Here is a 19639-nt window from a genome sequence, read left to right as displayed (position 1 = left end):
CCTAGGAAGCGCGGGTCAGTTCCTTGGTCTTTTCATCAGTGGTGTCGACCGGAGTGATGCTCTCGACGAGCTTGTCCGGCAGTGCGAGCTTGAAGATCTTCTTCCAGACGCTGCCGAGCTGCTTGTACATCGGCTGGTTGTGGTACGGCACGCCGTAGCGCTCGCAGATTTCCTTGACCTCGACCGACATTTCGGCGTAGCGGCTCGCGGGCAGGTCGGGGAAGAGGTGGTGCTCGATCTGGAAGCTCAGATTGCCCGACAGGATCTGCAGCCACTGACCGCCGGTGAAGTTCGCGGAACCACACACCTGGCGGTAGTACCAGGCAGCCTGGCTCTCGTTCTCGGTTTCTTCGATCGAGAACGTCTGGACGCCCTCCGGGAAGTGGCCGCAGAAGATGACCGACGACGCCCACCAGTTGCGAACGAGGTTCGCCGTCGCGTTACCCGCGAACGTCAGCGGCGCGAACGGTCCGGACAGCGCCGGGAAGATCACGTAGTCCTTGAGTGCCTGCGGACCGGATTTGCGAGTGAACCTGCCGAATGCTTCCTTGGCTTCGTCCCACGTCTTCTCGCCGCGGATGATCTTCTCCGACTCGAGCTCCTGGAGCGCGGTGCCCCACTGGAAGAACGTCTGCAGCAGGAACGCGTAGACCGGGTTGCCGAGCCACACCGGATGCCACGGTGTCTCCTCGGTCAGGCGCATGACGCCGTAGCCGGTCGCGTCGTGGTCCTTGCCGACGATGTTCGTGAAGGTGTGGTGGATGTAGTTGTGGGTGTAACGCCAGCTGTCGCTCGCGATCGTGTTGTCCCACTCGAAGCTGCCTGACGTCAGCGCCGGATCCTGCATCCAGTCGTACTGGCCGTGCATGACGTTGTGGCCGATCTCCATGTTGTCGATGATCTTCGACAACGAGAGGGCGGTGACGCCGGCCAGCCAAGCCGGCGGCAGGAATCCGAAGAACAGCAGTCCACGACCGGCGACCTCTAGGCGCTTCTGCATGGTGACGATGTTGCGGATGTAATCGGCATCGCGCTCGCCGAGGTCGGCAGCGACGCGCTTGCGGATTGCGTCGATTTCCGTTCCGAAGGCTTCGATTTCTTCTGGCGTGAGCTTTGCGTGTGCGGTGGTCATGGTTCCTCCAAAGTGTGGATCAGGCTGGGTGGGCGGGTTCGCTCAGAGATCGATCGACACGTCGCCCACTGGAACGGAGACGCAGATCTTGACGTTGGTGTCGCCTTCGCTGCACAGGTCGCCGGTCATGACGTTGCGGGTCAGGCCGGTGTCCTTGCGGCGGACGCACGAGAAGCAGATGCCCATTCGGCAGCCGTACTCGGGTGTGAGGCCGGCGTCCTCGGCTTGTTCGAGCAGAGTGCGCCCACTGTTCGCGACTGACGTACCGCTTGCGGAGAAGCTGATCTCGCCCTCGGCGTCATCGCTGCTCACGGTGCGCACGGGCGCGGCGAACTGCTCGAGATGCAGTTGATCTTCCAGCCCTTCTTCGGCGAAGAGCGCGCGCACCGAGTCCATCAACGGCACCGGGCCGCAGACGTAGGCTTCGGCTTCGGCAAAGTGCGGTTCTGCTTTGACGAGGTGTTCGCGGCTGAAGAAGCCGCTGAGGTCGCCACCGAGGGGCTGATCGGTGTAGGCGCGCACAATGCGGAGCGATTCGTATTTCTCCTTGAGCGCGTTCAACTCGTCGTTGTAGATGACGTCTTCTTCGGTGAACGCGTAGTGCAAGAACGTGATTTTGCCGTTGTATGCCTTGTCGCACAGGGTGCGCAGCATCGACATGACCGGCGTGATTCCGGAGCCGCCGCTGATCAGCAGGATGCGACGCGGATGCGGCAACGGCAGCACGAACTCACCCTGGGCCTGGGAAAGCTGGACGACCGTGCCGGGACGCGCATGCTCGCGCAGGTGGCGCGACACGAGACCGTTCGGGTCGACCTTGATGGTCAGTTCGATGCGGCCGTCGCGGCGGAACTCCGAGTCCGCCGGCGAGTAGCAGCGGGTTCGGCGGACGCCGTCGATTTCGACGGAGAGGCGGACGAACTGGCCGGCCCGGAAGCCGTTCCAGTTGCCGTTCGGCCGGAGCGTCAGAGTGACGCTGTCGGAAGTTTTGCGGGTGACGTCGGTGACCTCGGCGCGAATCTCGGTCTGCGACCACAGGGGGTCGATCATTTCGAGATAGTGATCGATGCCGTGGGGAGTAGTGGCCGCCTTCACGAACGATGAAGAGAGCACGCGCCGAGCCAGCCGTGAAGAACTCAAGACTTGGGTGTTGACTGACATAATCGACTCCATTTCGGTGTACAGGCGTACACCGAACAATCTAAGCGCAATGGAGCCTGACAGCAATCCGACAGAGGGTGATACGGCCTACACATGTGGTGGCAGATGACACGCGCCACGCATTTGGGGGGATTTACGACGCTGTGAACAGGGGATTCTGGTTCGCGCGGTTCTCGTGTCGGCGACCGAAGTCGGACCGTGCACACGATCCTGCGTCATGCCCGGGCGTGTCGACGGCCCAACGCACACACGTTCACTGTGCGTGCTCACTGAGTGGGCGTGCTCTGAAGGCGGCCTTCCGGCGTGATCACGAGCAAAGGGTTCGTGACGCGCCGTGTGCGGGAGCCTTTTGTTCGTTGCCGCCGCGTGGGGTGGGGTGAGCACGAGCAAATGGTTGGGCATGGCGCGGCGAGCGTGGTGATCACGAGCAAATGGTTGGGCACGGCAGGGCGGGCGTGGTGATCACGAGCAACGGGTTCGTGACGCGCCGTGTGCGGGAGCCTTTTGTTCGTTGCCGCCCGCGGGGTGGGGTGATCACGAGCAAATGGTTGGGTATGGCGCGGCTCGGCGGGGTGATCACGAGCATCGGGTTCGTGACGCGCCGTGTGCGGGAGCCTTTTGTTCGTTGCCGCCGGCGGGGTGGGGTGAGCACGAGCAAATGGTTGGGCACGGCGCGGCGGGGTGGGTGATCACGAGCAAATGGTTGGGCACGACGCGGCGGGCACGAGCAAATGGTTGGGTATGACGCGGCTCGGCGTGGTGATCACGAGCAACGGGTTCGTGACGCGCCGTGTGGGCGAGCCTTTTGTTCGTTGCCGCCGGCGGGGTGGGGTGATCACGAGCATCGGGTTCGTGACACGCCGTGTGGCCGAGCCTTTTGTTCGTTGCCGCCGTGGGGTGGGGTGATCACGAGCAAATGGTTGGGCACGACGCGGCTCGGTGGGGTGATCACGAGCAAAAGGTTCGCTGCCGCCCGGCGGGGCACGCTGCACGAGCAAAAGGTTCGCGAGCGAGGGCGCACCAAGGACGAGAGCCTTACAAATTCCCCACAAGATGCTCGAGGCGGGATGCCACGTGCGCCCGCGACTGTTGTTCCAGGGCCGGGCGGTGCTGGGTCGGCCACAACCCCGGGGCGGGCTGGTAGTCGCGCAAAATCTGCTTGGCCAACGTCGCCTTGTGGACCTCGGTCGGTCCGTCGGCGATCCCCATGACCTCCGCGTACAGCATCATCTGCGCGAACGGCATCTCTTCCGACACTCCCAGCGCCCCGTGCAGGTGCAGGGCACGTTGTGCGACGTCGTGCATCACCTTCGGCATCGCAACTTTGATAGCGGCGATGTCTTTGCGCACCTTCAGGTAGTCGTTGTAATGGTCGATCTTCCACGCAGTCCGGAGGACGAGTAGCCGGAACTGCTCCATCTCGATCCAGCTGTCGGCGATTCGCTCCTGCGTCATGCCTAACGATCCGAGCGTCCCGCCGCGGACCTGCCGCGAGACCGCGCGCTCGCACATCATGTCGAATGCCTTCTGAACCACCGCGACAGTGCGCATCGCATGGTGGACCCGGCCTCCGCCGAGGCGGGTCTGCGCGACGACGAAGGCGCCGCCTTCGGGGCCGAGCAGGTGATCGGCCGGTACGCGGACGTCGGTGTAGCGGACATAGCCTTCGTGCTCGCTGAACCCGTGGACCGTCACGTTTCGGACGATCTCGAGACCTGGCGTTCCAGCAGGCACGATGAACATGGACATGCCCTGGTAAGCGCTGACATCCGGATTGGTGACGGCCATGACGATGAAGAACTCGGCGAACGCCGCGACGGAGTTGAACCACTTCTCACCGTTGATGACCCACGAATCGCCATCGCGGACGGCGCTGGTGGTGAAGAGCGTCGGGTCGGATCCGGCGTGCGGTTCGGTCATCGAGTAGCAGGAGCCGATATCGCCGTCGAGCAACGGCTGCAGGTAGCGAGCCTTCTGCTCGGCAGTGCCGTAGTGCGCGAGGATCTCGCTGTTTCCCGAGTCCGGAGCTTGGCAGCCGAAGATCGACGGCGCCCAGAACGACCGGCCCAGGATCTCGTTCAGCAAACCGAGTTTGAGCTGACCGAAACCTTGGCCGCCCAACTCGGGCCCGAGGTGGCACGCCCACAGCCCCTTGTCCTTCACTCGCTGTTTCAAGGGGCGGGTGTAGGCCATCGCCTCCGCGTCGGACCGGTCGTATGGGTTCGCGAACACGTAGTCCAGCGGCTCGACCTCGGTGCGGACGAATTCGTCAGCCCAGTCGAGCAGTTCCTGAAATTCCGGATCCGTCTCGAAATCCCATGCCATCGTGCTACCTCCGCTGCTTCAGTACGAGCCCGTCGAACGTTGTGTTCGCGAGCATGTCGGCTATCTCGTCGGGGTTGTGCGGTCCGTCCGGTCGGTACCAGAACGCGACCATGTTGACCATCCCGAGCAAGCTGTTGGTGATGACGTGGTCGGCGGTGGTGAAGAGGCCGGCCGCGACGCCGTCGTCGAGCACCCGCTGCCAGACCTCCTGGACCCGGTCGCGGAGGTCCTGCAACTCGACGGCGCGGTCACCGGTCATGGCTCCGCCGTCGCGCAGTTGGATAGAGACCTCGCGGCGGTACCGAATGATCAGGGTGACGTGACTGCGAACGAGGTTGTGCAACTTCGTCTGTGGATCGTCGCTTGTCGACGCGATCACCTGGGCTTCGGCAAGCAGCGATGCGACGTAGTCGCGCATGATCTCCCACAGCAATTCCTCTTTGGACTTGATGTGGTAGTACAGCGCGCCCCGCTGCACGCCCGAGACCGTACTGATCTCGGCGATCCCCGTCCCGTGAAAACCCTTGGTGTAGAACAACTCCGTTGCGGCTTCGACGATTCGATCGCGTGTATCGGCCGAGTCGGTGAGCGGCGGCCGGCCACGTCGAGGGGCAGTCATCGTGCCGGATCCAGAACGATTTTGCTGACGCCGTCTTCGCGTCCGGCAAATCGCCGATATGCGTCGGCGCCGTCCGAGAGTGGAAGGCGATGCGACACAACGGCCTCCGGATTCAGCCGGCCCGCCGCCGTCAACCGCAGAATGGTCGGCAGCTCGTACTGCACAGAACAGAGACCGATCGTGAACTCGAGTTCCTTCACCTGCGCCAACGGCATGTGCATGGTGAAGTTCGGGTTCTGGCTCACGCCGACGACGCCGACCCTGCCGCCGCGTCGGACCACGCTCATCGCCAACGTGATCGTCGCATCCGCGCCGACCGCCTCGATCGCGACGTCGGAGCCGCCACCGGTGAGTTCGCGGATCAACTTCTTCGGCTCGTCGGAGTCCACAGGCTCTGCGCCGAGTTCTGCTGCGCGCAAACGTCGTTCGAGAATCAGGTCGACCGCGAAAACTCGCGAGGCGCCCATCGCCAAGGCGGACTGGACCGCCATGAGGCCGACCGGACCGAGTCCGATCACGGTCACGGTGTCGCCGGGCGCGATCCGTGCCCGCCGTGCGCCATACCAGGCTGTTGCTGCGTTGTCCGACAGCACGACTCCGGCGTCGTCGGAAATCGAATCGGGCAGGTGGACCAGGTTGAAGTCCGCACGCGGGACCGCAAGGTACTCCGCCTGCGCGCCTTGCAGTTTCGCGCTCAGGCCATAGCAGGCATCCAGGGGACCTGCGACATTTTCGCACCGCGCGACGAGACCCGCGAAGCACGCAGGACACTGTCCGCACCCGACCGATGCGCTGACGAGAACGCGTTCGCCGACCGCAAACCGCCGGACCGCCGGACCCACTTCGACAATTTCGCCGACCGCCTCGTGCCCGACGCAGAACCCGATGTCGCTGCTGAATCCGTGGCCGCCGTAGATGTGCAGGTCGCTACCGCAGATCCCGGCGGCGGTGACCCGGACGATGACGCCACGCTCGTCCGGCAAAGTCGGGTCGGCGACTTCGGCGGGCGCAATGTCTTGTGGCCCTTGGTAAACCAGGGCTTTCACCGCCATCCGCCGTCGAGTCGAAGGATCGATCCGGTGGCATACGACGATGCATCCGTCGCGAAATACAAGGCTGCACCGATGATTTCATCGGGCCGACCGGCCCGGCCGAGCGCGAGCCTGCCTTTCATGTACTCGCGAATCTCGTCGGTCCAGGCGGTCGAAATGTCGGTGGCGAACGGGCCGCACTGGATTGCGTTGACGCGCACGGTCGGTCCGAACGAGTGCGCGAAGCCTTCGGTCAGGGCGTTGAGTCCTGCCTTCGCCGCTGCGTAGGGGAGTGCGTGCCGGTCGGGAGTGATCGCTTCGATCGAGCTGATGTTGATGATCGACCCACCGGCGCCCGCCGCCATGCGCGTCCCGATCGCGGCAGTCAGTCGGTACGGACCTTTGAGGTTGACGCCGATCACCTTGTCGAAGAGCGCTTCGCTGACCTGGTCGAGACTCGGATAGAGCGGGGAGAGTCCGGCGTTGTTGACGAGCACGTCGACCTGGCCGAATTCGGCGTAGGCGGCGTCGATGAGCGCATTGCATTGCTCCCAATCGCTGACGTTGCACGCAACGGGCAGCGCCCGCCGACCGTACTTCTCGCGGATCTCGGCGGCGAGTTTCTCGCAGCCGTCGAGCTTGCGGCTGGCGATGACCACGTCCGCGCCCGCGGCGGCGAACGCTTCGACCATCGCCTTGCCGAGTCCGCGGGAACCACCTGTGACAAGCGCGGTTTTCCCTCGCAGCGGCACGATCGACCTCCATCGCATTTAATGTATTGACCGGTACATTACATTAATCGTGCGGCGACGCAAGAGGTGAATTCGCAAACTTCAGGCGCCCGCCAGCAGCTGCTGGTGAGCCAAGGTCGGACTCCCGCTCGCAACGTCCACGGTGTACACGCGCACCGCGACAGCGCCCGGCGAGATGTTCAGCACCATAAATCCGAGACTCGAAAAGTCTTGATAAACAGCCGGATTGGTGATTCGCGACTGCCCGCCGACCGTCTTGGATGCGGCGCCGCACACCACCTGCCGAGTCCCGCGTGTCGCAGGCGTCTGCGCCAGTATCTGCTGGGAATGGTCGTGCCCGGAGAACATCAGCTGGGCGCGGCCGAGAACGATGTCGTCGAAGAACCTCTTGGCAAACGTTCCGTTCGCGTGCGGCAGCAGCGGGATGCCGTCGTAGTTGCCTGCATTCCCGTGCGGGCCGTTGTTGATGTACGGGAAGTGGTTGCACACGATCTTCCACGTTGCCGACGACGAGTCCAAACCTGTTCGCAGCCAGTCGCGTTGCTCGTTCATGTACGGACCGTTCTCGGCCCAGTAACCCAGCAGCGGCGGAATGTAGGAACAGAGCGGATTTATATCGAGCACGAAGAACTCGACAACCGGATTGTCGGCGGGTAGCGCGACCGAGTAATACCGCGTCGGCATCCACCACCGTGGGGACCGGCTGTGGAAGCCGACCTCGTTGTTGCCCTTTTCGAGCCAACTGCCGTCGCCGGGGACGATCAGCGTGTTGTCGTGGTTGCCGAGCGCCATCAACCACGGCACGTCGAGACCCGTGTTCGGGATCTCGAACTTGGTGTCGAATTCGTCGTCGGTCGGCGACTCGGCGCCGTCTTCGTAGATGTTGTCGCCCAGGCCTATTGCGAGCGAGAGTGGCTCGTTCGCGAAGACTTGTTTCGCTGCGGCCGCGACAGCGAGTTGACCGGCGGCACCGGTGCCGGCATCTCCGGTAACGAGGACGGTCAGGTTTCGGCCGGTCGGAAACGGGAACTTGCTCTCGGCAGCGCGCGCCGGAGTGCCGCCCGGGACGAGTGTGGCGCCGAGTGCGGCGGCTGCCGCCAGAGCGCCCGTGAGCACCGATCGGCGAGTGACCACAACTGGCATATCGCGCACACCCCTATTCGATAGCAAACTCGTCCGATGTGCCGGTAAACGGCTGGATTTCCCCGGCTGCGGTCAGCGCGTCGCCGAAGTAAACGAATCGATACCGGCCGCGCTCTGCGGTTTGGGGAACGTTCCAGGTGATCGTGATGATCGATCCCGACTTTCCTTTGCGCCGCCAGCGGAAGGTCGTCTCGAAATCGCAGTCGTCCGCCACGCACATCCACCCTGCGGCGGACTCGCGTTGCACTTCGAAGAAGGTCCCGCCGCGATGTAGGTCGTTGTTGGGGTAGGCGCCGACGAACTCCGCGCGGACCGCACTGCCCGGCCGTGCGCGCGACGGTGGAGCGCTCAGTTGGTCGCCGAACAGGGTCCCGGCAAGCGGTGTGTCCGCAGGCGAGCTGCCCGGACCGCGCCGCTTCTTGAGCGCGATATCCGGCGCGGGGTCGCCGGGATCGAGGGTGACGCCGTCGCGCATTGCGGTCGCGAGTCTGGCCGCAACCTGTTGCAGCGCAGGCAGTTCCCAGCGGCCGAACAGGGTGCTGCCACCCTCGTACTGTTGCGCGTCGTACTCCTGCGGCGTTGTTACGTAGTGGATGTAGCCGTTGCTGTACCCGGCGACGAGAACGTCCGGCAGCGGCGCACCGACGATGGCCGCCACCGTCCGGCGCAGCCGCAGGCCGGCGACAATGGTGACCTCGCCGGGAATACCGATCAGATACAGCTGCCCGATTCGGATGAGCTGCAGGGGAACCCGCTCGGCGACGATCGGAGTGACGCGGTTGAGCAGGCCGCCCGGCATGACGAGCCCCTTCGGTGCGTGCGCGTCCGCCATCGCCGGCGACACCCTGTAGAGCAGGTGGCGGGAGAGCCCGTCGAAGATCGGATTGCGGCCTTCCCGAAATCCGGGGAAACCGACGCCGTCCGCCCAAGCGCCGGCTATCGCGGAAGCACCCGCGGCAGGCGAGCCGGTTCGATGCGAGCGACCGTCCTCGGTGAATTCCGGTCCGACTTCGACGTCCGACAGTGTGACGTAGAGCAGGCGATGGTCGATTGCGCCATCCAGCGGAACCTGTTCGCCCGCAACCAGTTCGACTGCTGCGTCGTGCTGGCGCGTGCCGATTATTCGCGTGTTCTCGACTTCGTCGTCGGTCGGTCCGTGCCCCGGCTTCAGCTCGAGATTGGGGGACATGTCGCCGGCGTTGGTCTGCGCGAACGCCGTAATGATCGGCGGCGCAGTGTCGTTGCGGTAATCGACGCCCGCGGTCAGCCGTTCCCACCGGTAGGCCGCGTAGCCCTTGTTGTCGGAGCTGATCAGCGTGTTGGTGTTGGTCATGCTCGTGTTGTGTGTGGCGAACCAGTTGATGGCGCCGACGAGTTCGCCGTCCCGCTCGATCGCCAGCAGCGTCGTCTGCGGGTCGATGGCGTTGGGGAAGAAGTCCTTGTCCGCCTGCGGGTTTCGTTCGAAGGCGATTCGCGAGCGGTTGGCGCTGGCCGAATGCAGCTGACCGTGCGCGAGCCTCAGCGATGCCGGTGCAACATCTGCGTGTGCACGCTGTACAGCTTCGACGATCCCGTCGACGATTGCGTCGAAAGTCTTTCGTCTGAAGCCGCTCGTCGTCATGTTGTACAGAAGGTGATGTGCATAGCCGCCCGGTCCGCAGTGCGTATGCGTCGCGGTGATCATCGTGTTGCGATCGGTGTAGACGTCGCCGAATCGCCGTGCCAGTCGTAGGAGCACGGCCTTGTGGATGCTCTCGAACACGAGGGGGAGATCGTTGACGATCAGCAGCACCCGTCGGTTTCGGTCGTCGATGACGAAAGCGCGCGACCGCAGGCGGGTGTGGATCCCACTCGTCCGTTGCTCGGCCTTGCCGTACCCCATCATTCCGGCGTCGGCCGGTTCGCCGGTTATGTCCGAAATGCCTCTGCCGACCGAGTATTCAGCCATTACTCACCTTTCGCGTCCGACCGATCGGGACTAAGTTGCCCACAATGAGAGTGGGGGAATCCAGTCGTTGGTCCGTGGTTGCCGCGTTCGCGCTCGTCGGCGCGGCGACACAGCTGACCTGGCTCACTTTTGCGCCGGTGACCACGGTGACTGCCGAGCACTACGACGTGTCCGAATCCGCAATCGGCTGGCTGGCCAACGTTTTTCCGCTCGTGTACGTCGTCCTTGCGATACCTGCGGGCATCGCGCTCGACCGCTGGTTCACCGCAGCTCTGTCGGCCGGCGCGGTCATCACCGCGCTCGGGGCAATCTTGCGGCTCGTGGGTGACGATTTCGCGTGGGTGCTGACCGGGCAGACGCTCATCGCTGTCGCGCAACCGCTCGTGCTGAACGCGATCATCGGAATCACGGGCCGCTATCTGGCGGAACGCGATCGCGCGGCCGGTATTGCGGTCGCCTCCGCGAGCACCTTTGCAGGGATGATCGTTGCGTTTCTGCTCGGTGCGGTACTGGCCGAGGAGGAGCAGCTGACCGCACTCGTCGCGGTCGGTGCGGTCTTCTCGGTCGTAGCCGCAATTGTTCTGGTCAGCGCACTGCGCACGCCCCCGCTGCATACTCATGAGCCACCTGCCGCGGGACTGCGCCCACTGCGAAGTGCGCTGAACGACGGCTTCATTCGCAGAGTGTGCCTGATGGTCTTCTTCCCGTTCGGGTGTTTCATCGCGTTGACGACGTTCGCGCAGCCGCTGCTCGATCCGGCCGGTGTGAGTGCGGAGACGACCAGCGTCATCCTGTTGCTCAATGTCGTCGCAGGTGTGGTCGGCTGCGCGGTACTGCCGGTCGTCGCGGCGAAACACGGCTGGGAGGCGCGGACCCTTGCAGTCGGTGCGTGCACCGCCACCGTCGGGTGCATGGTCATGGCGTTCTTCCCGAACGCCGGCACTGCGGGTATTGCGCTCGTCGTGATCGGGTTCGTGTTCTTGCCCGCGTTGCCGCTCGTTCTCGAAGTGACCGAACGGATCACGGGGGAGGCGGAAGGCACTGCGTCCGGGCTGATCTGGATGTCCGGCAATCTCGGTGGGCTCACGATCGCCTCGGTCGTCGGCGCGCTCGTCGACCACCCGACAGCCGGGTTCGCCGTCGCTGGTGTCGCGGCACTGCTCGCGTTGCCGGCTTTGGCGAGTCTTCGGCCCTACCTGCAGCAACTTGCCTCGATCAGGTCGTAGGTCCGAGGACACGCTCGACGTATCCGTTCGTGAACAGACCGTCGGGGTCGAGCCGTTTACGGACCGCCGCGAACCGGTCCCACTCCGGATACAGGGGCCGAAGTGTCTCGGCGGTCTGAAAGTGTCGTTTGCCCCAGTGCGGCCGACCGCCGTAGGACGCCATGACCTCCTCGACGGCCCGAAAGTACGGCTCCCACGCCATTCCGCGGTACATGTGCACGGCGAGGTAGCAGGTGGGCCGACCGTTGGCGGGGGAGAGAAACGCATCGTCGGGGGCCACCCAGCGGACCTCGATGGGAAACGACACGTCGAATTCCGGCCGTTCGCCGACAGCCTTCACCTGCCGAATCGCTTCCGCCGCATACGCACGCGGGATTGCGTACTCCATCTCGGTCATCCGCACGCGCCGCGGTGAGGCGAAGATTCGGTAGGAACGGTCGACGCGGTGGGTGCTGCCGGCCAGTCGGGTCACTGTCCGGTTGATGCGCGGAATCAGGCGCGGCCGTACGCGTCCGAGCCTGCATAGGGCGCCGAACGCGTAGTTCGCGAGAGCGATCTCCTGCACCCAGTTGCTGAGGGCGGACGGCGGATTCTCGGGAAGATCGGTCCGGTTGTTCGTGCGAGTCAGCGCGACGGGCGAATGGGGAAAAGCGAAGAACTCGAAGTGATCGTTTCCGTCGGCAAGCGAATCGAGTTGCGCCAGAACATCGTCGAGTGGTTGCGGTCTGTCCACGGCCTCGAGAACGAATGCGGGGACGGCCTGGACGGTGAAGGCCGTGATGACGCCCAGGGCTCCGATGCTGACCCGGGCGGCGCGCCAGGCGTCCGGGTCCGACTGCTCGTCGACCTCGATCGTCGAACCGTCCGCCAACGTCAACTCGATCGATTGCAATGCCGCCGAGAGGTTCTCGAGTTTCGCGCCGGTGCCATGTGTGGCTGTGGCAGTGGCGCCGGCGATCGACTGGACATCGATGTCGCCGAGGTTGGGAAGCGCCAATTCGTAGTCGTGCAGAACGCTGCTGAGTTTGTTCAGGGTTATGCCCGCCTCGACACGGACCGAGCCCGTGGACCGGTCGATATCCAGGACGCGATTCATCCGGTCGAGCGAGAGCAGGACTCCGTCGGTCAGGACCGTGTCGGTGAACGAGTGGCCGGCGCCTGCGACGCGCACAGTGCGATTGGCGGCATGGGCCTGCTGGACGAGTCGGGCAACCGCGGACCGGTCGGCGGGGTGCTCAACGGCCGCCGGTGAACATGCCTGGTCACCAGCCCAATTTGTCCACGAATTGGTCACACGACCAAAAGTAGCACCCGCGCGCGGTTGGGGAGTCTATGGACTCTTCGATCGCGCACAGGCCGTTCTATCGCCTCTTGTTGAAGCACGCCATCTTTGCCTGGTGGATTTCGTCGTCCGTCAGCGGCGGGACCGGAAGCGGTTCCCTCTTCTTGGCGTCGGCGCGGAGGCCGTCGAGGAGCAGTGCGAAGTAGCGGCGCCAGACGTCCGGGTTGACCGGACGCGAGAAATCAGCGACCCAATCGACCATGTTTACTACTGCGAAGAAATCTTCCGGCGCGGCGTCGGGGCGCAGTTCGCCGGCGTCGCGGGCGCGATCGATGACTCGCGCAATCGCGGGCTGCATCCGCTCCTTCACGCAGGCGAAGCGTTCCTGTCCGTCTTCCAGGCCGACGAGCACTTCGCCGAGGCCGCGGTTGGCTGCCATGTTCATGCACATGTACTCGAAGAAATTGACAAGGCCTCGCCACGGGTCGGGCTGGTCGAGAGCGAGTTCGGCCTGCTCGGCCATCCGCTCGACGTTTTCTTCGAACACGCCGCCGATCAGCTCCTGCTTGTTGGAAAAGCGGCGGTACACGGTTCCGACGCCGACCCCGGCTCGCTCGGCAACATCGTCGAGCGTGATTTCCAGGCCACGATCTGCGAAAAGGTCACGTGCCGCGGCGAGGATGCGCTGCTGATTCCGTGCGGCATCCGCGCGCAGCGGGCGAGTGGCCCGCGCATCGGCAGGCTTCTTCGTGACGACGTTCACAGCGCTCATGGTATCAATTCCCAAAAATAAGTGGAGACATCACCTCCGCTTCGTGTTACCTTAGAACGCGTAAGTGGAGGAACCTTCTCCATTCTAGCGATTCGAGGCGGAAATGACGACAACCACTATCGAGCCCCTGGATCCGATCGATTCCGCCGCGAAACCGGCCGTCGAATCGAGCGGTGGCCGCGGTTCACATGCGATGCGCTGGTGGGTCCTCGCGGTACTTGGACTTTCGCAGTTGATGGTCGTGCTCGACGCGACCGTCGTGAACATCGCACTCCCCGAGGCGCAGCTTTCCCTCGGCTTCTCCGACGCCGACCGGCAATGGGTCGTGACGGCATATGCACTGGCGTTCGGCAGCTTGCTGCTGCTCGGCGGGCGACTCTCCGACCTGTTCGGCCGGCGCACAACCTTCCTCATCGGGCTGGCCGGCTTCGCGGTTGCCTCCGCGGTCGGTGGCGCGGCAACGAGCTTCGAGATGCTCGTGGCTGCTCGTGCCGGACAGGGCGTCTTCGGTGCACTGCTTGCTCCTGCCGCATTGTCCCTGCTCACGGTGACGTTCACCGAGCCTAGGGAACGCGCAAAGGCCTTCGGTATCTTCGGCGCAATCGCCGGTGCGGGCGGTGCAATCGGTCTGTTGCTCGGTGGTTTCTTGACCGAGTACGCGTCGTGGCGCTGGGCGATGTACGTGAACCTGATCTTCGCGGCTGTCGCGATGGTCGGCGCGGCACTCCTGCTCGCCAAGCACGTCTCGAATGTGCGTCCCAAGCTCGACATCCCCGGCACCCTGTCGGTCACCGCGGCGCTCTTCAGCATCGTGTACGGCTTCTCGCAGGCCGAGTCGCAGGGCTGGGCAGACGCGTCGACGATCAGTTGGCTCACTGCCGGCGTCATCCTGCTCGGTGTCTTCGCATACCTGCAGAATCGCGTCGCCAACCCGCTGATGCCGTTGCGCATTATCCTGGACCGCACTCGCGGTGCGTCCTACCTCGCGATCTTCGTGGTCGGCGCGGGCATGTTCGCGGTCTTCCTGTTCCTGACCTACTACATGCAGCTGATCCTCGGATACTCGCCGATCATCACCGGCGTCGCGTTCCTGCCGATGGTCGCAGCGATGATCACGTCGTCGGTGACGTCGTCCAACGTGTTGCTCCCGAGGTTCGGTGCCCGGATTCTGATGACGTCGGGAATGCTGATCGGTGCGGCCGGCATGCTGGTCCTCACCCAGATCGAGGTCGACAGCAACTACGCGCTGCACATCCTGCCGGGTCTCGTCCTGATGGGCCTCGGACTCGGTGCCGCGATGGCGACCGCGTTCCAGGGTGCAACATCGGCCGTCCACCACGACGATGCGGGTGTCGCGTCGGCGATGGTGAACACCATGCAGCAGGTCGGCGGCTCGATCGGAACCGCACTGCTTTCCACGATCGCGGCTTCGGCGGCGGCGGACTTCATGACCGGGCGCACCGCAAGCGCGTTGACCTTGGCGCAGGCGCAGGTGGCAAGCTTCACCGCCACCTTCTGGTGGGCGACAGGCATCTTCGCGGTCGGCGCAGTGATCTCCGCGCTGCTGCTCCGCGACGAGGTTCCTGCCCCCAGTGAGGGTGAACTCGTGATGGCGCACTAGCGCTCGATCGAATGCGGCGGCACCCCGAGTGACATGCTCGGGGTGCCGCTCTCGTTTCAGCCTGCTCGTTTCAGCTTTCGACTGCCGCCATGACCATTTCGACCCACATCTTCACGAAGGCGTCGTCCTCGATTGCCGGACCGACGCCGAAGAGGTTCGGCAAGACACGGATCGACACCAGGGCGCCTACCGCGACCGCCGAGATCGAATTCGCCCGCTCGGCGGTCACGTCCGATTCCTCGCACAACCATGCCGCGAATCCCGCGAAGCTGCGGTGCAGGACGCCGTTCACAGATTTCTCGAAAAGCTCCGGCCTGCTGCGTGATTCGGTCGCCATGATGCGAAGCAGTGCCTGTTCCTCGTCGAGAACCGTCAAGGCGTACCGCGCGAGAATGGTCAATTCGACGCGCAGATCGCCGAGCCCGGTCATCAGCTTCTGAATGTCGCGCAGGGCCGCGACGCGCTCAAGATTGCGCGCGAGGCCCGCCTCGAGCAGCGCTTCCTTGGTGCGGAAGTGGTGGTAGATACCGCCCGCCCCCGGCGTCAGCCCTGCAGCGGTCTCGATCTGCGTAATGCTCGTGCCGCGAAAGCCCTTCTCGCCGAACAGCTCCATCGCCGCGTCGAGAATCCGATCTCGAGTGGGGCTTGACGTCTGCATGCGTCTAAGTGAACACTTAGGTCAGCAAATCGTCAACTGGGGAGGTCCATGATGGACAACGCGTTCATCGGACGACGGGGGCGCGTCGGCCGGGCGGCTCCGTTGGTCGGGCTGGCCGGCAGAACCGCAGGGGAAGCGGTGGTTGCGTCGCTGCGTCGCCGAACGAGGGGTGGCGACGCAGCGGACATCCATGCTCCCGCAAAGAGCTTTCACGCCAAGAACGCCGACCGTTATGCCGCCCATCTCGGACGGTCGAAGGGCGTTCTCATGAAGGCGGGGCAGATTCTGTCCTTCACGACACTGGGATCGGCGGTTCCCGAAGGCAGTCAGTCCGTGTATCAGCGCGCGCTGGCGCGCCTGCAGGACAACGCGCCGCCGATGCCCGCAGAGCTGGCCGCGGAAGTGATCGAGCGGGAACTCGGTGCGCCGCCGGATGTGGTGTTCGCCGAGTTCGATCCTGTGCCGCTGGGTGCCGCATCGATCGGTCAGGTGCACAGGGGGAGGCTGCACGATGGCCGGGCGGTCGCGATCAAGGTGCAGTACCCCGGAGTCGACGAAGCAATCCGCGCGGATCTGAAGAACACCGAACTGCTCGCGACCTTCTTGCAGGTGGTCAAGGGTTTCATGCCCGACCTGCTGGCGCTCGATGTCAGATCGGTCGCCAACGAGGTATCGCTTCGCATCGGTGAAGAAATCGATTACCTCGTCGAAGCCGACAATCAGATGTCGTTCGCGGACGCATACCGCGGTCACCCGTACATCCGGGTGCCGGAAATCGTTCGCGAACTGACTACGAGCCGCGTCCTGACGATGGACCTCGCCGAGGGCATGCGGTTCGCCGAAGCCGTCGAGGCCGACCAGGCGATGCGCGACACATGGGGCGAAGTCGTCATGCGGTTCGGTGTCGGCAGTGTGCGGCGGTTGCATCTGTTCCACGCCGATCCGCATCCCGGAAATTACCTTTTCCATGACGACGGCTCGGTCACTTTTCTCGACTTCGGTTGCATCAAGAAGCTCGATGCGGGACGCGTACGGAATATTCAGCTCGCACTGAACGCGGCCATCGACAATGATGCCGAGGCCCTTGTCGTCGCTATGGAGAAGATGGGTTTCTTCGCGGATTCGGCTGCGCCCGAACATGATGCATTGCTGCGCTGGTTCCGCACCGGCCTCGACGGCTTGACGGGTCCGCAGCCCAGCACCTACTCCGCAGAGATGACCGCGATCTCGGCGGCGCAGAAGTTCTCGCCCGTCGGACCGCACAGCGAGGTCCTGCGCACGATCAGTTTCGATCCGGAATACACGATGCTGACGCGCATCGAGCTCGGGCTCGTCTCCGTACTCGGTGCACTCCGCGCAACAGGGCCATGGGAAGCGATCAGAAGCGAATGGGACCGAAGTGGTCCGCCGGCAACGGAAATGGGCAATTTGGACGCGATCTTTTGGGGGGCAACGGTATGACGACGTCAGAGAACAAACCGCACATCGAGCGGCGCGGTCGGGTAGCCCGAGCCGCTCCGCTGGTGGGTTTGGCGGGCCGGACGGCGGGCGAAGCGGTGGTCACGTCGCTGCGGCGCAAGAGCCGTCGCGACAAGTCGCAATTTCACGCGAACAACGCGGAGCGTTACGCAGATCATCTCGGCAAGTCGAAGGGCGTGCTGATGAAGGCGGGGCAAATTCTGTCCTTCACCAATTTTGCTTCGGCCGTACCGGATTCGAGTCAGTCGGTGTACCAGCGTGCCCTCGCGCGCCTGCAGGACAGTGCGCCGCCGATGCCCGCGGAGATGGCGGCCGAAGTCGTCGAGAAGGAGTTGGGTGGCGCGCCCGACAAGGTGTTCGCCGAGTTCGATCCTGATCCGATCGGCGCGGCGTCGATCGGTCAGGTGCACAGGGGCAGGCTGCACGACGGCCGGGCTGTCGCGATCAAAGTCCAGTACCCCGGAGTGGACGAGGCGATACGCGCCGACCTCCAGAACACCGAACTCCTTGCCACCTTCCTCCAAGTCGTCAAAGGCTTCATGCCCAACGCGATCGCCGTCGACGTGCGATCGGTTGCGGCCGAAGTGTCCGAGCGCATCGGCGAGGAGATCGACTACCTGACCGAAGCGCGAAACCAGAATGCATTCGCCGACGGCTATCGCGGGCACCCGTTCATCAGGATCCCCGAGATTCACCCGGACCTCACTACAAGCCGGGTCCTGACAATGGATTTCGTGGAAGGACGGCGATTCGCTGACGCCGTGACATCGGAGCAGAGCCTGCGTGACAGTTGGGGCGAGGTCATCATGCGGTTCGCGGTGGGCAGCGTCAGGCGCCTGCACCTGTTCCACGCCGATCCGCATCCGGGTAACTACCTTTTCCACGACGACGGCAGCGTCACGTTTCTCGACTTCGGGTGCATCAAGAAGTTGGACGTATGGCGCGTCAGCCATATGCAGGCTGCGCTGAACGCGGCAATCGACAGGGATTCGGCGGCGCTGTTCCCAGTTCTGCAGGCGATGGGTTTCGTTCCGGCCGGAACGCATCCCGACCCGGACGACCTCATGGAGTGGTTCCGCCTCGGCCTGGACGGGCTGACGTCGCCGCAGCCGTACACCTACTCGGCCGCCGAGGCCAAGAGCATCGTTGCCACCAAGTTTTCACCGGTCGGGCCGTACGGCCATGTGGTCAAGCAACTTTCGCTGGATCCCGAGTACACCATGCTGTCGCGCATCGATCTGGGGATGACGTCGGTCCTGTGCGCGCTCGGTTCGACCGGTCCCTGGGAAGCGATCAGGTGGGAATGGGATCGGGGCGGTCCCGCGGCGACGGAGAAGGGCGTTCTCGACAAGAAGTTCTGGGGTGACGAAGCATGACCATTTCGATCAATACTGCTCCGGTGCAATCGAATTCAGTGGAATGGAACGAAGAGTTCGGCATCTTCGTCGCGACCGGATTCGACGCGGTGTCAGCGGTGCTGCGCGGCACCGGCTGGAGCAGCGATCCGCGCAAATTCCCGCAGGTGCCGGCCGAGATCCAGGAACTGCCCGCCACCATCTTGTTGTTCATGGACCCGCCCGATCACGGGGAGCTGCGGCGGCTGCTCAGTCCTGCGTTTACGCCGCGGTCCATCGAGCGCGTCAGGTCGCGCGTTGTCGCGGTCGTCGATGCTGCCTTGGACGCATTCGAGGGCGACGAGGTGGAGTTGATGTCCGACTTCGCGTACCTCGTGCCGATCGCGGTGATCGCGGAATTACTCGACGTCGGTCCCGAGGGCGCCGAGCTTTTCCTCGACGAGACCCCTGCGCTGGTCAAGATGCTCGAGCTCGACGCCACGCCGGAAGAGCTCGCCGCGAGCGTGGACGCCTCGATCGAGATCATGCTCGGGCTCACGCCGATCATCGCCGAACGCAAGAACAATCTCGGCGACGACCTCCTCAGCCAACTGCTGTCCATCGACGGAATCTCCATCGACGAGGTCGCCAGCACGCTGATCCTGCTGCTCGCGGCCGGGCACGAGACAACCGCCAACCTGATCGGGAACGGCACGCTGGCGATTGCCAACCAGCCGGCGCAGAAGCAGCACCTGCTCGCCGACCCGGCGCGCGCCGTCGAGGAATTGTTGCGGCTGGAAGGCCCGGTCAAGCGGTCGGGCAGGTTGGCCGTGGTGGACCAGAACGTCGGCGGTATCGACGTTCCGGCCGGCAGCTACATCTACCTGGACCTGCAGCAGGCCAACGTCGACCCGGCGCACTTCGACGATCCACTGCGGCTGGACCTGAGCAGGGAACCGAAGGGCCACTTGGCCTTCGGCGCGGGCGCGCACTTCTGCATCGGTGCATCGCTCGCCCGGCTGGAGGCGGCCGAGGCGTTGTCCAGGCTGTTCACCCGGTTCCCGGACCTCGCAGTGCCGCCGGAACCGGCTTGGCGGACGTCTATGACGTTCCACGCTCTGGACGAGTTGCCGGTCGCGCTGGGCTGATCGCCCCC

16 protein-coding genes are annotated in these 19639 nt (G+C 64.3%); 5 read left to right on the top strand and 11 right to left on the bottom strand.

Features of this window, described 5'->3' with window-relative positions:
• Nucleotide 1: 1 nt before the first annotated feature.
• The 8 genes from JGU72_RS02640 to JGU72_RS02605 form a co-directional block, all read right to left on the bottom strand.
• Nucleotides 2–1132, bottom strand: coding sequence for a fatty acid desaturase family protein (locus JGU72_RS02640; RefSeq protein ID WP_199682181.1), 1131 nt, complete (start codon nucleotides 1130–1132; stop codon nucleotides 2–4).
• A 42-nt stretch (nucleotides 1133–1174) separates the two neighbouring features.
• On the bottom strand, nucleotides 1175–2293 hold the full coding sequence (locus JGU72_RS02635) for a ferredoxin reductase (RefSeq protein WP_199682180.1): 1119 nt from the start codon (nucleotides 2291–2293) through the stop codon (nucleotides 1175–1177).
• A 1035-nt stretch (nucleotides 2294–3328) separates the two neighbouring features.
• Entirely contained in the window at nucleotides 3329–4618 is a 1290-nt protein-coding gene (locus tag JGU72_RS02630; protein WP_199682179.1) for an acyl-CoA dehydrogenase family protein, read from the bottom strand.
• A gap of 4 nt (nucleotides 4619–4622) precedes the next feature.
• Complete coding sequence (locus JGU72_RS02625) at nucleotides 4623–5237, bottom strand: TetR family transcriptional regulator (RefSeq protein WP_199682178.1); 615 nt, start codon at nucleotides 5235–5237, stop codon at nucleotides 4623–4625.
• Nucleotides 5234–6289: an alcohol dehydrogenase catalytic domain-containing protein gene (locus JGU72_RS02620; RefSeq protein ID WP_233531046.1), complete on the bottom strand. Its 1056-nt coding sequence runs from the start codon at nucleotides 6287–6289 to the stop codon at nucleotides 5234–5236. Before JGU72_RS02620 ends, JGU72_RS02625 begins: the two co-directional genes overlap by 4 nt.
• Nucleotides 6280–7038 (bottom strand): SDR family NAD(P)-dependent oxidoreductase, encoded by a 759-nt coding sequence (locus JGU72_RS02615; protein WP_199682176.1) that lies wholly within the window; start codon nucleotides 7036–7038, stop codon nucleotides 6280–6282. The genes JGU72_RS02620 and JGU72_RS02615 overlap by 10 nt, the downstream gene beginning before the upstream one ends.
• A 63-nt stretch (nucleotides 7039–7101) precedes the next feature.
• The gene (locus JGU72_RS02610; RefSeq protein WP_199683160.1) at nucleotides 7102–8163 is read right to left on the bottom strand and encodes a metallophosphoesterase; all 1062 of its coding nucleotides are present in this window, start codon (nucleotides 8161–8163) and stop codon (nucleotides 7102–7104) included.
• Nucleotides 8164–8176: 13 nt separating this feature from the next.
• Nucleotides 8177–10111, bottom strand: a complete 1935-nt coding sequence (locus JGU72_RS02605) for a neutral/alkaline non-lysosomal ceramidase N-terminal domain-containing protein (protein ID WP_199682175.1) — start codon at nucleotides 10109–10111, stop codon at nucleotides 8177–8179.
• Nucleotides 10112–10155: 44 nt separating this feature from the next.
• Between JGU72_RS02605 and JGU72_RS02600 the strand changes: the two genes are divergently transcribed.
• Nucleotides 10156–11337, top strand: a complete 1182-nt coding sequence (locus JGU72_RS02600) for an MFS transporter (protein ID WP_233531044.1) — start codon at nucleotides 10156–10158, stop codon at nucleotides 11335–11337.
• Here the strand turns inward: JGU72_RS02600 and JGU72_RS02595 are convergent.
• The gene (locus JGU72_RS02595) at nucleotides 11327–12631 is read right to left on the bottom strand and encodes a D-arabinono-1,4-lactone oxidase (protein WP_199682174.1); all 1305 of its coding nucleotides are present in this window, start codon (nucleotides 12629–12631) and stop codon (nucleotides 11327–11329) included. The two genes, JGU72_RS02600 and JGU72_RS02595, sit on opposite strands and share 11 nt — an antisense overlap.
• 67 nt (nucleotides 12632–12698) lie before the next feature.
• Nucleotides 12699–13382 (bottom strand): TetR/AcrR family transcriptional regulator, encoded by a 684-nt coding sequence (locus JGU72_RS02590; RefSeq protein ID WP_307828270.1) that lies wholly within the window; start codon nucleotides 13380–13382, stop codon nucleotides 12699–12701.
• Between the two features lie 112 nt (nucleotides 13383–13494).
• Here JGU72_RS02590 and JGU72_RS02585 point away from each other — a divergent pair, with 112 nt between their 5' ends.
• Nucleotides 13495–15012: an MFS transporter gene (locus tag JGU72_RS02585; protein ID WP_199682172.1), complete on the top strand. Its 1518-nt coding sequence runs from the start codon at nucleotides 13495–13497 to the stop codon at nucleotides 15010–15012.
• A 70-nt stretch (nucleotides 15013–15082) separates the two neighbouring features.
• On the opposite strand, the gene JGU72_RS02580 is transcribed toward JGU72_RS02585, so the two are convergent.
• Nucleotides 15083–15670, bottom strand: coding sequence for a TetR/AcrR family transcriptional regulator (locus JGU72_RS02580; protein ID WP_199682171.1), 588 nt, complete (start codon nucleotides 15668–15670; stop codon nucleotides 15083–15085).
• 48 nt (nucleotides 15671–15718) lie between these two features.
• Here JGU72_RS02580 and JGU72_RS02575 point away from each other — a divergent pair, with 48 nt between their 5' ends.
• Genes JGU72_RS02575 through JGU72_RS02565 form a run of 3 tightly spaced genes read left to right on the top strand, consistent with a single transcriptional unit; the run spans nucleotide 15719 to nucleotide 19631 of the window.
• Complete coding sequence (locus tag JGU72_RS02575) at nucleotides 15719–17131, top strand: ABC1 kinase family protein (RefSeq protein ID WP_199682170.1); 1413 nt, start codon at nucleotides 15719–15721, stop codon at nucleotides 17129–17131.
• Nucleotides 17128–18525 (top strand): ABC1 kinase family protein, encoded by a 1398-nt coding sequence (locus JGU72_RS02570; protein ID WP_199682169.1) that lies wholly within the window; start codon nucleotides 17128–17130, stop codon nucleotides 18523–18525. Before JGU72_RS02575 ends, JGU72_RS02570 begins: the two co-directional genes overlap by 4 nt.
• On the top strand, nucleotides 18522–19631 hold the full coding sequence (locus tag JGU72_RS02565; protein ID WP_199682168.1) for a cytochrome P450: 1110 nt from the start codon (nucleotides 18522–18524) through the stop codon (nucleotides 19629–19631). Before JGU72_RS02570 ends, JGU72_RS02565 begins: the two co-directional genes overlap by 4 nt.
• Nucleotides 19632–19639 lie beyond the last annotated feature (8 nt).

Source organism: Antrihabitans auranticaus, assembly GCF_016481275.1.
GTDB lineage: Bacteria > Actinomycetota > Actinomycetes > Mycobacteriales > Mycobacteriaceae > Antrihabitans.
Note: the sequence above shows the minus strand (reverse complement) of the source record. Positions and strands in the feature narration are given on the sequence as shown.

Coding starts and splice junctions, on each gene's coding strand:
- JGU72_RS02640 (WP_199682181.1), bottom strand. CDS start 1,132: ATGACCACCGCACACGCAAAGCTCACGCCAGAAGAAATCGAAGCCTTC.
- JGU72_RS02635 (WP_199682180.1), bottom strand. CDS start 2,293: ATGTCAGTCAACACCCAAGTCTTGAGTTCTTCACGGCTGGCTCGGCGC.
- JGU72_RS02630 (WP_199682179.1), bottom strand. CDS start 4,618: ATGGCATGGGATTTCGAGACGGATCCGGAATTTCAGGAACTGCTCGAC.
- JGU72_RS02625 (WP_199682178.1), bottom strand. CDS start 5,237: ATGACTGCCCCTCGACGTGGCCGGCCGCCGCTCACCGACTCGGCCGAT.
- JGU72_RS02620 (WP_233531046.1), bottom strand. CDS start 6,289: ATGGCGGTGAAAGCCCTGGTTTACCAAGGGCCACAAGACATTGCGCCC.
- JGU72_RS02615 (WP_199682176.1), bottom strand. CDS start 7,038: ATGCGATGGAGGTCGATCGTGCCGCTGCGAGGGAAAACCGCGCTTGTC.
- JGU72_RS02610 (WP_199683160.1), bottom strand. CDS start 8,163: ATGCCAGTTGTGGTCACTCGCCGATCGGTGCTCACGGGCGCTCTGGCG.
- JGU72_RS02605 (WP_199682175.1), bottom strand. CDS start 10,111: ATGGCTGAATACTCGGTCGGCAGAGGCATTTCGGACATAACCGGCGAA.
- JGU72_RS02600 (WP_233531044.1), top strand. CDS start 10,156: ATGAGAGTGGGGGAATCCAGTCGTTGGTCCGTGGTTGCCGCGTTCGCG.
- JGU72_RS02585 (WP_199682172.1), top strand. CDS start 13,495: ATGACGACAACCACTATCGAGCCCCTGGATCCGATCGATTCCGCCGCG.
- JGU72_RS02580 (WP_199682171.1), bottom strand. CDS start 15,670: ATGCAGACGTCAAGCCCCACTCGAGATCGGATTCTCGACGCGGCGATG.
- JGU72_RS02575 (WP_199682170.1), top strand. CDS start 15,719: ATGATGGACAACGCGTTCATCGGACGACGGGGGCGCGTCGGCCGGGCG.
- JGU72_RS02570 (WP_199682169.1), top strand. CDS start 17,128: ATGACGACGTCAGAGAACAAACCGCACATCGAGCGGCGCGGTCGGGTA.
- JGU72_RS02565 (WP_199682168.1), top strand. CDS start 18,522: ATGACCATTTCGATCAATACTGCTCCGGTGCAATCGAATTCAGTGGAA.